This is a genomic window from Streptomyces prunicolor (genome assembly GCF_045162825.1).
Lineage (GTDB): Bacteria > Actinomycetota > Actinomycetes > Streptomycetales > Streptomycetaceae > Streptomyces > Streptomyces prunicolor.
In genome coordinates this window covers 10,865,978-10,879,375 of record NZ_CP108676.1, presented here as the reverse complement: position 1 = coordinate 10,879,375, position 13,398 = coordinate 10,865,978, and the positions used below count along the sequence as shown (strand labels likewise).

Sequence of the window (13,398 nt, the reverse complement as noted above, 5' to 3'; positions counted from 1 at the left end):
CTCCATGCGGTGCCGTCCTGGTCGCTCACCTCGGCCAGCCCTCCTCGGACGGACAGTTCACGCGCCATCAGGGCCATGACCCGAGCACGTGTGTATTCCCTCAGCAGGTGACCGCAAGTCCGTACGGCGGCACCAGCAGCAGCCGTCGCTCCGGTGCCCACTATCACCCAACTCCACTGCGGTGTCACGACGTTGGCCTCCCGAGGCTCGCTATGCGATTACCAAGAAGAGGAAAACGACACCGAAAACGTGTACACGCACCTGAGTTACTCGACTCCGGCGCACGAGGATCGAGGAATCGCCGGGAACAGGCACACCGAGCGATAGGCCCCGCGCCCGGCCTCGGCGAGCCCCACGAACTCGCCGGGGCTCAGCGCTGGTCACCCACCAGGTCGTCCCAGTCCTCCCGGCTCATCGGCTTCTCCCCCGCCCAGACCTGGCCGGGGGACGAGAGCAGCCAGGTCGCCGCCGGAGAAGCGAAGCTCCGAGGAGTACTTCATGGAGTCGTGACCGTGCCACCCTCCCCGCCAAGCGGCCTCCTGGCGTGCTCTCCCGGCCCAACGGGCCTGATCCTTCAAGAGGTTGCCCCCGAACTTCCGCATGGCGGGAGAACGAGCAATGCTCAGGACTTGTGGATCGGTTCCGGGAGGGCAAGCGAAAGGCGTACCTACCCGCATGATCCTGTGATGGTCAGCGAGTAGGCCCGCGTTCGCAGCGCGGGTCGGGAAGGCACGCCCCGTGCTCAGCGTAGTCACCGACGACGGTTCCACCCAGTCCGGCTCCCTGATCGACGAGATCGTCCGCGAGGGCGCCCGCCGTATGTTGGCCGCCGCGCTGGAGGCGGAAGTCAACCAGTACATAGCCGAGTTGGCGGCCGAGACCGACGAGGCTGGTCGCCGCTTGGCGGTCCGCAACGGGCACCACCGGCCCCGGACCGTGGTCATCGCAGCTGGACCGGTCGAGGTCAGGGCCCCGCGTGTGAACGACCGGCGCGTCGACGACACCAGTGGCGAGCGCAAGCGGTTCTCCTCGAAGATCTTGCCGCCGTGGTGCCGCAAGTCCCCGAAGGTCTCCGAGGTGCTGCCCCTGCTCTACTTGCACGGTCTGTCTTCCGGCGACTTCGTGCCCGCGCTGGAGCAATTCCTCGGCGGTACGGCCGGCCTGCCACCAGCCACCAGCCACCAGCCACCAGCCACCAGCCACCAGCCACCTGCCACGGTGACTCGGTTGACCAGACAGTGGCAGGACGACCACGCTGCCTTCCAGGACCGCGACCTGTCGCAGACCGACTACGTCTACGTGTGGGCTGACGGCGTCCACCCCAAGGTCCGGCTCGGCGAGGCCCACTCCTGTGTCCTGGTTCTGCTCGGCGTCCGCTTGGACGGCACCAAGGAGCTCGTCGCCCTGGCCGAGGGACTGCGCGAGTCCACCGAGTCGTGGGCTGACCTGCTGCGTGACTGCCGCCGCCGCGGCATGCGCGCCCCCGAGCTGGTTGTCGGCGACGGCGCCATGGGATTATGGAAAGCGCTCGCCGAGGTCTTTCCTGTCGCGCGTCACCAGCGCTGCTGGGTCCACAAGGCCCGCAACGTCACGAACGCCCTACCGAAGTCTACGCAGCCGGGGGCGACGAAGGCGATGCAGGAGATCTGCAACGCCGAGGACCGCGCCCACGCGGAGAAGGCGATTGAGGCGTTCGCGCGCACCTACGGTGGCAAGTGGCCCAAGGCCGTCGCGAAGATCACCGACAACGCCGAGGAACTGCTCGCGTTCTACGACTTCCCCGCCGAGCACTGGATCCACCTGAGAACCACCAACCCCGTTGAGTCCACGTTCTCCACGGTCAACGTGCGCACCGAGGTCACCCGTGGCGCAGGCAGCCCGGCCGCGGCCCTAGCGATGGTGTTCAAGCTGGTGGAGTCCGCGCAGGCCCGCTGGCGGGCGATCACCGGAGCACACCTGGTGCCCCTGGTCCGGGCTGGTGCCAGGTTTGAGAATGGGGTCCTGGTCGAGCGTCAGGAGCAGGCCGCCTGAGTGGGAGGACGAGGTCCAGAATCTGGCCTGTCTCCCCGCACTGCCAGTGAGCTGTCCAGTTGATAGGCCTTGACCATTCCTCCATCCCGTGACCGGAACAAGGTGATCAGACATGGTTCCTCGGATAGGCGACGAAGTGATCGTCTCCTGTGAGCTGACAACCGCTCGGGTGGTCGAGGTAGATCGCTACATCACGCTGGAATGGCCGTGGGGAACGATCGATAATTCCTCTAATTTCCGGTGGAACGGGCAAGTCGCTCTCCCGCACAGCGATTCCCATCAGGAATGGAGTCCATATCGTCTCGAACCGGTAGGTTCCACCCTCCATGCCGGAGGCTTTTGTACCGTGCACATCCCGCCGACCCGGCTCTACGTGGGGCACTACGAGGCATATGACCCTCCACGCAGCCTCGGCTGGGCTCCCGCACCCACCGCAGGAATCTACGTCGTCCCACCGGAGAGGATGAACGTGGACATGGAGGACGCGGGGTGCATGCTCTACCTGGGCGGAGCTGAGCCCATTCACGTGGAACCGGTCACGGACTGAGCCGGGAAACACTCGGTTCCAGCACCACCCGGACCACCATCACGCAGTCCGGTGAACGACCCAAGCCTTGCAGCTCATCCACAAGTCTTGACTATTGCTCGGGAGACACAGGGGGCAGCCGTTCACCACCGGGCTGTACGAGACCTTCCGGAAGCCGTCAGGCGTCTCCGGGGCGAGAATCACCACGCCATTCACGAGACGAACTCCGGCTGCGCGTGCTCGTATCCGTTCGCCCCAACGGCGCCGGTCCCACGACGGCGCCGATGCGGCGACGATCGGTCAGGAACTCACGGTCGTGTCGACCTTCGGAGCTGGATTGTTGGCTCCAACCCTGATAGTCACCTTGTCATGGCCATGAGTGCGATGGAACTGCACAGCATAAATCGTTGGGAGGCGTCCTTCCTCCGCGAGGAGGTGGGCGGCTACTTCGCCCACGGCATCGAGTGCACACCGGGCGCGACGGTACTCGACGTGGGCGCCAACATCGGTGTGTTCTCGGCCGCCGTGTATGAGCGGCTGGACGGGGACGTGCGGATCTACGCCTTCGAGCCGGTGCCGCCACTCCACGCGACACTCGAACGCAATGCTCGCGAGTTCTTCAACGGACGTCTGACCACGCTCCCCTACGGCTTGGCTTCCCATGACGACGAGCTCGACTTCAGCTACATTCCGGCCGCCACGATCTTCTCGTCCTCCTCGCGGGATCAGGGGAACATCGAGGACGAGCGGCGCCGGGTCACCGCCAGCGTTGTCGAAATGATCCGCCAGGGCGGCCTGGGACCGGTCCTGCGCCGTGTACCCGCCCCCGTCCTCACTCTTCTCATCAGCCGCAAGCTGCGGGTGCTGCGGCGGCTTGAGACGCACCGAGTGAAGGTCAGGCCCCTGTCATCGGTGCTCGACGAGCAGGGCATCAACCACATCGACCTGCTCAAGGTCGATGTGGAAGGCGCCGAACTCGAGGTACTCAGAGGCATCGAGGAACGGCATTGGCCGCTGGTCCGCCAGGCAGTCGTCGAGGTGGAGCGCTGGCAGCACAACCGCGACACGGTCCGCGAGGTCCTTCTCACACACGGCTTCACAGTCAGCACCGAGCAGGACTCGGTGCAGCGGGCCGGCGACATCGGCATGGTGTTCGCGGTCAGGCCCGGACCACGCGCAGCACCCGGCCCTCAAGGCGGTATCAACGACTGGCACAAAGAGGTGGATCGGTCCTGATGCCCTTGTCCGGGGCGGGAGTTGGACGTTCGGTCAGATGCGGGAACGTCGCCGTGGATCGTGTCGGACGAGCTGCGGGACCGCCCGGAGCCGTTGCTGGCGCAGCGCGAGCGCAGGTTCCGGTATCCGGGCCGCAAGGCATTGCCGGACCGCGAGGTACTGTGCGGGATCCGGTACGTGCTGTACACCGGGAACCAGTGGGAGTACCTGCCGCAGGAGTTGGGCTTCGGCTCAGACATGACGTGCTGGCGCGGGTTGCGGGACGGGAACCAGGCCGGTGTCTGGCAGCGGTTGCACGAGGTCCTGCTGGCCGAGCCGAACGCGGCCTCACTCCTTGAACTGGTCTCGCTGCGTGGTCGGCTCTTCCCACGTTCGGGCGTTGAAGAGGGGGCGGCACACGGGGCCGTCGCCGGTCGACCGGGGCCGACCCAGCTCGAATCACCACTGACCCCGGAGCCCTTTGATCAGACGGGTTCACCAGCCTCGTGTCGCGGCGGCGGCACGGGCGCGAACGAGCCTTCCCGCCTATCGCGGCCCCGACGGTTCGGCCGGTCGATTCGGCAGAGCCTCGGCATTCTTTACGGCGGCTGCCGCGACGGTCGCCAGGTCTTCGCCCGAGAAGCCGACGCGGCTCAGCACTGCCAGGGATTTGTTCGTCGCCAGCGTGCACAGCGCCAGCTCTGGTGCCTCCTGATCATCGGCCCCGGCGGCCAGCAAGGCTTGCTCCAGCCCCGCCCGCAGACCGTCGATCATGGCGCGGACCATCGCCTGGCCCTCCGCGTCAAGCGCCGGGAACTGCGTTGCCGACACCGTGAGCAGGCAGCCGTCCGGGACCGTCGGGTCGGCGATGCGGTTCAGGGCGACCTGCAGGTAGGCGGCCACAACGGCGCTCGGGCTCGGGTGGGGGCCGGACAGTGCCTGATCGTACAGCGGGTGGTAGGTCTGCGCGTAGCGTTGGAGGCTTTTGCGGAAGAGGGCGCCCTTGTCGCCGAAGGTGCCGTAGAGCGAGCCCCGGCCCAGGCCCGTGCCCTCGGTCAGGCGATCGATCGAGGCCTCCGAATAACCCCAGCGCCAGAAGACGTGCATCGCACGTCGGAGCGCTTCGTCCACGTCGAACTGCTTGCGGCCTGCCATGTCCACCAGCGTACACATCTTGTACCGATCGTTCAAAGATGGGTAGGGTCGCCGGCATGACAACCTTGCGTTCGCTGCGACTGCCTGACGGATTCCTCGACGTCTTCACCAGCCGGCTCGTGGAGGTGAACGGGCTGCGGCTGCACGCGGTCACCGGTGGGGACGGCCCGGCGCTGCTGCTGATCGGCGGGTGGCCCCAGACCTGGTACGCGTGGCGGGAGGTGATGCCCGCGCTCGCCCGTGAGCACACCGTCGTCGCCGTCGACTCGCGCGGGGCCGGGCTCTCCGACAAGCCCGACGACGGGTACGACGCCGGCACGCCGGCCGCCGATCTGGTCGCGTTGATGGCCGCGCTCGGACACGACCGGTTCGACGTGGTCGGCCACGACATCGGCACGTGGACCGGATACGCCCTCGCCGCCGATCACCCCGAGCGGGTGGGCCGGCTCGCCATCGTCGAAGCGGTGATCCCCGGCCTCACTCCGTCCCCGCCGCTCTTCGGCCCGGCCGCGGCCAACCTGAGGCTCTGGCAGTTCGGCTTCAACCGGCTCGACGACCTCAACGAGGAACTGGTCCGGGGACGCGAACGGCTCTTCTTCGGCTGGCAGTTCGCCACCAAGGCCGCCACGCCGACCGCGATCCCCGCGTACGCCGTCGACGTCTACGTAGACGCGATCACCGCGGATCCCCGCGCACTGCGGGCGAGCTTCGCGTACTACCGGGCGCTGGACGAGACGATCGCGCAGAACGAGCAGCGCGGCAAGACCCGGCTGACGCTGCCAGTGCTCGCCCTCGGCGGCGCGCTGTGGAGCGGCGCGAATGCCGCCCAGACGATGCGGCTGGCGGCCGACGACGTCACGGGGGTCGTCCTCGACGACTGCGGCCACTACCCGGCCGAGGAGCAGCCGACGCGGTTCGTCGAGATCCTGGTGGACTTTCTCGGGACCAACCGGTAGCAGGCACGCCACACGGCTGAACTTCGCGAACGACAGGCGGAGCTTCACACACTCCGCTCCATCGTCAAGCAGGCCATCTGCTGGCGGCGCCTCAAAAAGGCCCATCCATGGAACAAGGCGTCGCCCGCCGCGTGGACACCGCCGACGCCGGTCGGCCAGGCCGAACGCCTTGGCGAAAACCGGCTCGCCGCCCCGATGCACCGACACGACCCCGCTGAACCCGCTCTCGCGTGCCAGCGCATCGACACCCTCCTGGAGGGCAGTCACGGGGACCGTGATAAGTGGGCGAACCTGCCCGGACTCGTGCACTTTCAGCCCCCGGAACGGCGGAAGCCAGCCGGAATCACCTGGTGCGATCCACTGAGCGGAACAGGAAACCACATCGAACTCGCGGCGACCCAATCTTTGTACCGAGGACGGGGGGTCCCATCGGTGAGGCAGTTGGAGAGGTGGTCATATCGGCCGCCCGGGCCCAGCGGCGGTCTGTATCCCGGTCTGCGCCGTGCCCTCGGTGAGGGGAGGCGTGGGCGACGAGGTCATGGATCGAGCCGGTGCTGCCGAGTTCCAGGGCAACGGCGACAGTCTTGGTGCCGCCAGAGCCGGAAGCCGCCCACCGACGGCCGCCGGCAAGAACTGACAGCACGTCACAGTGGTCGACAACTGGACGCCGCCATCTCAAAGCCGCAGGGCCACAACGTCGCATGGATGTTCCGCACGCCCCGTCACCTGGGCACTCGCCGGGGTGTGGCACGGCGTCGAGCGGCGCCTCGCGCCTGACGAGACCCCCGTCCCCGACGCGTGCTCGCGTGTCACGAACCCGAGCGTCGGGCACCGGGAGTTACTCGCTGTGTGACGACGGCAGAACGCGCTAGTCCGAGGACCGAATAGGTCCCGGTCGGGACACCAGAAGTTGATCAAACACGATGCTTCGAGGCACCGGGGGAAGCATGACAACGCTGAACGGATCGGCATACAGCCGAGAGCAGGCAGACAAACACATCACGGCGATGCTCGGCGGTCCGGTGGCGGACGACACGCTGCGTCTATTGTGGACCGCCTCCCAGGGTGACAGCGCACTGGCATACGCGCTGGTCCGAGGCGGGCTGGAACTGGGCGAGCTGGCGCGTCACGGGGAACTGTGGCGCTGGGGCGAAGCACCGGATTCCGTGGCGGTGCGGTGGACCGAGCTGGTTGAGTCGCGGGCCACCGTACTGACCGACGCGCAGTTGGAAGCGCTGGAGAGGATGGTCCGGCCGCTGGTCGGACCGCACGAAGCGATCGAGCGGGCCCGGCTCACGCACGCCGACGCCGTCCGACTCACCCCGCGCGAGCACGATGTGCTCGGCCTACTCTGCGAGGGACTGAGCGCAGTGGCGATCTCCCGGCAGCTCGGGCTGTCGTCGCGTACGGTGACCAAGCACCAGGAGCGGCTGTACCGCAAACTGGGTACTTCCGACCGGTTCCGCGCCAGTTCGGGGTGGCTTCGCCGGTGAGTCTGCGGGCCATGAGGTCGATCATGGCGAGGTGGATCATCGCTTCGGAGCGGTACGAGTGGCGTTCGTAGTCGCGGGCGAGGCGTCGGTGGTGCATGAGCCGGCCGATGTCGCCCTCGATGGTCCACCGTTTCCGGATGATCGTGAATCCGCGGGCGCCGGGCGGGCGTTGGACGGGGTGGACGTCGATACCGAGGCGGGCTCCGTGGTCGATGGCGGTGGTGCGGTAGCCCGCGTCCACCCAGGCCTTCGTGATGTGCGGGTGGGCGGCGGAAATGCGGGACAGCAGGGTCACGCCGGCTGCGGTGTCGCAGACGCTGGCGGCATCCACCTGCTCTCCCGGATCGCCAACGCGAACCCGCACGTCACCAAGGCCTGGACCGACACCGGTTACCGCACCAAAGTCATCGAGCACGGCGCCCGCCTCGGCATCGACGTCCACGTCGTCCAGCGTGACCCCGCCGTAAAGGGATTCAAAGTGATCCCGCGACGCTGGGTCGTCGAGCGCGCCTTCGGCCGGCTCATGCACCACCGCCGCCTCGCCCGCGACCACGAATCCCACCCACACCGCTCAGAAGCCATGATCCGCATCGCGATGATCGGCCTCATCAGCAGACGGCTGACCCGCGAATCCACCCTGAACTGGCGCGACACCTGACTTCGAATCAAACACCATCACCAGGACAGAACACTCTTTCAAGCCCCTGCCGAACGGCGGCTCATGATGGGTTCGGCCAGCATTCTCGCCGCTCCGCAGAGGCTCTGGCCGTGCTGGGCGAAGAGTGCGTCACGTGAGTCGAAATGGCCCAGGTCTGTCAGGACGTGGGCCGAGAGGTCGCACGAGGGACCGGTGGCCGGGCAGACCGTCGTGCCGTCCCAGTCGATCGCCGTCCGGGACAGTGCCTCGAAGAGTGTCTCCGGGCCGGTGTTCGTGAAGCCGCCGCCGCCGGCTTCGTTCAACTCGCCGAGGCCTCCGAAGAGTTCCGAGACCGTCAGCCACGGTGCGGTGGGACGGCCGTTCCTCGGCGGACCTGCCAGGTGGAACTCCGGCCATGCGAGCACGACTTGGTGCGGGACCAGCCGATGGACCCGGGGGAAGCGCGGGTACCAGAAGCTGCCGTCGACCACCAGGCCGCGCACGCGCGTGGCGACTCCGGTTGCCCGCGCGACCGCCTCCAGCACCGCCAGCCGCTGACTGCACGAGCCCCGTCCGCGGCGCAGCACCTCCGAGACGGGTCGCTCGTCCTGCACCGAGTACACCGGCCGCACGGCCGTGGCGATCCATCGGTGGGCCTGCCGCAGGGCCGCCGTTCGGAAGGCGTCCGAGGCGTCCTCCGTGTCCGTCGGCAGGTCGAGACTGCGCAGCAGGGCCGAGACGTTCGGATGCCGCCAGTCGAGAATCCGCGTCGGAGCCGTGCTGCCCGCCGCTCCTCCCATGTCGGCGCCACGTGTGCGGACACGGCCTCGCGGCATGAGAAGTGAGCTCGTCATGACGGTGATCCTCTCCCCCAGCATCCTCTCCGGATGGCGAGACCCATCATGGCAGCATTTTTGAACGCGTTCAACTACGGGGTGAGGTGATCCGGGTATCGGGAGATGCCTGCCGTCCGGACGCACGAGCGCCCGGACAACCGGCCCTCACCGGACCGAAGAACCACAGGTCAGGCGCACAGCTCTGCCGCCGACCGAGCCGTCCCAGTGTGCGGCCGCCGCCAGGACGGCCGCGGCCGCGGTCGTTCCGAGAACGGCGCCGGCGACGACGTCGCCCGGGTAGTGAACCCCGGTGTGAACGCGCGAGTAGCCCACGGCACAGGCCAGCAGTCCGAGAGGGACCGTGACGGCCGGGAACGCGGGCCCGACCGCCGCGGCGAAGGCGACGGCGGACGCCGTGTGACCGGAGGGGAACGATGCGGACGCCGGCATGGGGACGTGCCGACCCGGGAACGGCGAGTCCTCGGCACGGTGCGGGCGCGGCCGCCGTACAAGTCGCTTGCCCAGGAGGTTGGCCGTGGTGGACGCGACGCCGATCGCTGCCACTCCGAGCACCGCGGCGCGGCGGGAGCGACCGGGGCGCAGGGCCAGGGCGGCGGCGATCAGAAGGGAGATCTTGGAGTGATCGGCCGCCGCGGACAGTCGGCGCAGCGCCGAGTCCAGTGCGGGTGTGCTGGTGACCGTCACGGTCTCGTAGAGGGCCTGGTCGAGGCTGGCGAGGTCGCGCAGCAGGCCCTGGGGTACTCGTTGCTGCCGAGTCCGACGGTCAATCATCGCTCTGCTCCTGGTTCTTGTCGCGTGAGGGGGCTGCTCGGTCGTGGCTCTCGCGTGCGTGGGGCGACAGGTCGAAGGCGAGGCGTATCACGCGATACCAGTCGACGGTCGGTGCGACGTACGGTGCCCCGGGACGTTCCCGTGGCACTCGGACCCGCAGCACGCCGGGCCGTATGGAGCACACGACGGGCGGCGGCAGGACGAGTGCCTCACCGTCCACGGCGACCGGGATCGCCTCCTCGTCGGACTCCACGACGACGCTGCGGGACGTCAGGACCGTCATGCCGCTCGCCCGCTCCCCCAACAGCGCCAGTTCGGCGGCCTGTACGGCGCCCCCGACGTGGACTGCGATCACGCCGAGCTCGCCCGTGTCGAGCCGTTCCCTGCGGCCACCGGTCAGGGGGTCGGCCCGTGCGTAGGGGTTGTTGCTGACCAACACCGCCTGCGGAGCCTCCAACCGCTCTTCGTCGGTCCGGGCACTGAGTGCGGCGCCCGCCTCGCCCGCCAGCAGGTCCGGCAACTGGTCGAGCGCGGTGACCGCTTTGGCGTCGCGGTAGTCGGGGTTCTGCACGATGTGCGCGTACGTACCGAACGAGGCGGTGTTGACGAAAGGCCGGCCGCCGATGTCTCCGAGGTCGACACGGAGTTCCACGCCGTCGGAAAGCGCGTCCAGGCTGCTCACCGGATCGTCCCGGTCCAGGCCGAGGTCCATGGCGAAGTGGTTGCGGGTGCCGGCCGTCACGACCATGAACGGCAGACCGTGTTCGGCGGCCACTCCCGCCACCAGGGCCTGGGTGCCGTCACCGCCGGCCACACCGAGCAGGTCGGCTCCTTCGGCCACGGCCTGCCGGGCCAGTGCCACCGGATCCGGATCCGTGTCCAGGTCGAGCAGGATCACTCGCGCGCCCAGTGCCTCGGCCCGCTCCACGAGTCCGTACTGCACGACCTTCCCGCCGCCCGACTTCGGATTCATGATCAGCACAGCCCGGCGGGGCGGGCGCACCGTGCGGGTGTGCATGCCGTGCGGCTTACGCAGACGGCGCAGGGCACTCCGCGCGCAGCCGAGCGCGGCCGTCCACGCCGCGAGGGCGACCACCGCGACCACCCACAGGCCCGACACGGCGTACAGCACCAGGACGCCGACGGGTGCGGTGATCGCCAGAAGAGCACCGAGGAGCCGGGCGAATCCGCGGTGCGCCAACGCCCACCACAAGCCCGCGCCGGCCAGTCCGAGACCCGCCAGGCCAAACAGCAGGATGAACCAATGGTTGGTGCCGGCCACCACTGCGGCCACCGCGCCCGCGATGCACAGCAGGGCGAGACGGGCCAGGGCTCGCGCCGAGCCGAGACCCTTGTCGGGTCCGTGGCGTTCCGTCTCACGCGTCGTTCTGGTCTCGTTCACTATCGATTCCCCGTCATGAATGAGGCGGACGGCCGCGATCGCGCGGCGGGTACTTCGCCTGTCCGTCACACCGCGATTCATGTCGGTGTCCATGAAACGTACGCGGTGTGCCCCGCCTCGTCCTCGACCGGGCGCGGTCGGCGGCTCGTGTGCAAGCCGCGAAGCGGATTTTGGGGGCGTGCTGGTCCGCGACGGTCGGACTGCCAGGCAAAGTGGATCAAGAATACAGGCCGGGTCGCGCCGACCGTGTCAGGCACCGGATCCGCCGAACCGCCTTGCCGGGTGGAGCGGATTCGGGTTCTCCGTGCCCGGCGACGCCATGAAGCCCGGGTTCAGCAACCGCACCCCTCGTCTACGGCTCCTGCACGTGCCGAACCGTGATCCGTCGGTTTCTGGCTCTCGACAAACGGTCCGCGTGTGGTCGGGCGAGGGAGAGAAGGATCTTGCCTCGGCCCGTGCCGGTCTCCAGCAGGTGGTGTGCCTTCGACGCCTCGGCCGGCGGGAGGGTCTGTGTCACACCGGGCTGGATCCGCCCCGCCGCGCCGACCGCTCTGCCACACGATGATCGGCGTGCTGTCCATCGCGGATCCTGCCGGCTCGGCTCCAGCAAGCGCTTCTCCCAGTACGGCCGGTGCCGTCTTCTAGTCCCTACGGGGCGCCAATGTGGCTTTTCGGCTTGGCCATCCCTGAACCCTCAGAGGCTGCTCGACAGGGCCACATCGGCGTGGGGCTACCGACGGAATTCGATGACTTGCGGAAACGCGACCTGTTCATCGTGAACCACGGTCGGCCGTCCGGGCCGGTGGCGATGGCTGCCGGGAGGGCTCCCGAGAGCAGGACAGGGAACTCGGTGACACCACCGTCGGGTGTGATGCGGCCCCGCCGGCCGGACCGGTGAACGCCCACACCCCGCAAAGGGAGACCTGCGCACGGTCGTCCACGAGGTGCTGCCGTTGCATCAGGCGGCCCTGGCCCACCGCAGGAGGATGGACGCGGGCACGGTGTTCGAGGCTTTTACGCGTCGCTGCCGGTCCGCGCTGGAGACGTCGTCGACAAGGGTTCTGACGGGGTCTGGGCCGGTGCGGAAGTGATCAGTGCGGAGCTGCCGGTGTCGCGGTCCGTGAGGCCCGCGAGGAGGGCGAGGCCGAGGCCTGCTGCGGCGAGCGCCGCGCCGACCAGGGCCGGTGAGGCCCAGCCCCAGCCGGCGGAGATGGCCAGACCGCCGAGCCAGGCGCCGCCCGCGTTGGCCAGGTTGAAGGCGGAGTGGTTGGAGGCCGCGGCCATCGTCGGGGCGTTCTTCGCCTTGGCCATGAGCAGCATCTGCACGGGGGTGGTGACCAGGGCGCCCATCGCGCCCATGCAGGCAAGGGTCACCAGGGCGGGGACGGTGCTGTGGACGGTGAAGTAGAACGCCACGAGCGTCGCACCGAGCAGGAAGAGGCCGCCGTACAGCGTCGGGCGCAGGGCCCGGTCGGTGAGCGGACCCGCGATCAGTGTGCCCAGCGTCATTCCGATGCCGTAGAGCGCGAGGACCCAGGTCGTGGAGGAGTCGGAGAGACCGGTCACGTGGGTCAGGATCGGCACCAGGTAGCTGTAGACGGCGAAGAAACCGCCGAATCCCACGACGGCGGTGGCCAGGCCCAGGGCGACCTGCCGGTTGCCCATCGCCCGTAGTTCCTGCCGGATGCCGGCCTGGCTGCCGCGGGGCTGGTGGGGGACGAAGGCGGCCAGTGCCGCCAGCGCGACAAGGCCGATGACGGCGACGGCGCAGTAGGCGTACCGCCAGCCGAGATGCTGCCCGAGGGCGGTGCCGGCCGGGACGCCGACGATGTTGGCGATGGTGAGTCCGAGGAACATCCTCGACACGGCTCGCCCGGCTCGTTCGGGGGCGACCAGCCGGGAGGCCACGACGGCGCCCACGCCGAACAGTGCTCCGTGGGGCAGGCCCGCCAGGAACCGTGCGGCGAACAGCAGGCCGAAGTTCGGGGCGAGAGCGGAGGCGACGTTGCCGACCACGAACAGCGCGGTCAGCAGGAGCAGGAGCCGTTTGTGGGCGATACGCGCGCCGATGCCGGTCAGGACGGGCGCCCCGACGACGACACCGAGCGCGTAGGCGGAGACGAGGTTGCCGGCGTGCGGCACGGACACGCCGACACCGTGGGCGATCTGGGGCAGCAGTCCCATCGTGGCGAACTCGGTCGTACCGATTCCGAACGCGACGAGGGCAAGGGCCAGCAGGGGCATGGAGCGCAAGTACCTTTCACGGGCGGCGGTTCGGGTGCTGATGCGGGAGAACGGGCACGACCGTGATGCGTGCCGTTCGCCCTGTTTCTGTAGCCTGTCGCGCCGACCACC

The 13,398-nt window shown here is 68.7% G+C and carries 9 protein-coding genes and 3 pseudogenes; 6 read left to right on the top strand and 6 right to left on the bottom strand.

What is annotated here, in order from left to right; all coding sequences use genetic code 11:
* Window positions 1-738: 738 nt before the first annotated feature.
* From OG588_RS49145 to OG588_RS49135, 3 genes and pseudogenes are all read left to right on the top strand, one after another.
* Window positions 739-2,031: an IS256 family transposase gene (locus OG588_RS49145; protein WP_405953021.1), complete on the top strand. Its 1,293-nt coding sequence runs from the start codon at window positions 739-741 to the stop codon at window positions 2,029-2,031.
* A gap of 895 nt (window positions 2,032-2,926) precedes the next feature.
* The gene (locus OG588_RS49140) at window positions 2,927-3,793 is read left to right on the top strand and encodes an FkbM family methyltransferase (RefSeq protein ID WP_405953020.1); all 867 of its coding nucleotides are present in this window, start codon (window positions 2,927-2,929) and stop codon (window positions 3,791-3,793) included.
* Window positions 3,794-3,814: 21 nt separating this feature from the next.
* A pseudogene (locus OG588_RS49135) lies at window positions 3,815-4,238 on the top strand (transposase); the annotation flags it as partial.
* A gap of 80 nt (window positions 4,239-4,318) precedes the next feature.
* Here OG588_RS49135 and OG588_RS49130 read toward each other — a convergent pair.
* Window positions 4,319-4,927, bottom strand: coding sequence for a TetR/AcrR family transcriptional regulator (locus tag OG588_RS49130; protein ID WP_405953019.1), 609 nt, complete (start codon window positions 4,925-4,927; stop codon window positions 4,319-4,321).
* Between the two features lie 56 nt (window positions 4,928-4,983).
* On the opposite strand from OG588_RS49130, the gene OG588_RS49125 reads away from it, so the two are divergent.
* Window positions 4,984-5,883 (top strand): alpha/beta fold hydrolase, encoded by a 900-nt coding sequence (locus tag OG588_RS49125; protein WP_405953018.1) that lies wholly within the window; start codon window positions 4,984-4,986, stop codon window positions 5,881-5,883.
* A gap of 947 nt (window positions 5,884-6,830) precedes the next feature.
* On the top strand, window positions 6,831-7,376 hold the full coding sequence (locus tag OG588_RS49120) for a LuxR family transcriptional regulator (RefSeq protein WP_405953017.1): 546 nt from the start codon (window positions 6,831-6,833) through the stop codon (window positions 7,374-7,376).
* A 79-nt stretch (window positions 7,377-7,455) separates the two neighbouring features.
* Here the strand turns inward: OG588_RS49120 and OG588_RS49115 are convergent.
* Window positions 7,456-7,617, bottom strand: a pseudogene (locus OG588_RS49115) (IS5/IS1182 family transposase); the annotation flags it as partial.
* A gap of 72 nt (window positions 7,618-7,689) precedes the next feature.
* On the opposite strand from OG588_RS49115, the pseudogene OG588_RS49110 reads away from it, so the two are divergent.
* Window positions 7,690-8,034: pseudogene (locus tag OG588_RS49110) on the top strand (transposase); the annotation flags it as partial.
* A gap of 38 nt (window positions 8,035-8,072) precedes the next feature.
* Here OG588_RS49110 and OG588_RS49105 read toward each other — a convergent pair.
* The 4 genes from OG588_RS49105 to OG588_RS49090 form a co-directional block, all read right to left on the bottom strand.
* A complete protein-coding gene (locus OG588_RS49105) occupies window positions 8,073-8,867 on the bottom strand; it encodes a transglutaminase domain-containing protein (protein ID WP_405953016.1) in 795 nt (264 codons plus the stop codon).
* A 147-nt stretch (window positions 8,868-9,014) separates the two neighbouring features.
* Complete coding sequence (locus OG588_RS49100; RefSeq protein ID WP_405953015.1) at window positions 9,015-9,641, bottom strand: phosphatase PAP2 family protein; 627 nt, start codon at window positions 9,639-9,641, stop codon at window positions 9,015-9,017.
* On the bottom strand, window positions 9,634-11,043 hold the full coding sequence (locus OG588_RS49095; RefSeq protein WP_405953014.1) for a diacylglycerol/lipid kinase family protein: 1,410 nt from the start codon (window positions 11,041-11,043) through the stop codon (window positions 9,634-9,636). The genes OG588_RS49100 and OG588_RS49095 overlap by 8 nt, the downstream gene beginning before the upstream one ends.
* Window positions 11,044-12,057: 1,014 nt before the next feature.
* Complete coding sequence (locus OG588_RS49090) at window positions 12,058-13,287, bottom strand: MFS transporter (RefSeq protein ID WP_405953013.1); 1,230 nt, start codon at window positions 13,285-13,287, stop codon at window positions 12,058-12,060.
* Between the last annotated feature and the right edge of the window lie 111 nt (window positions 13,288-13,398).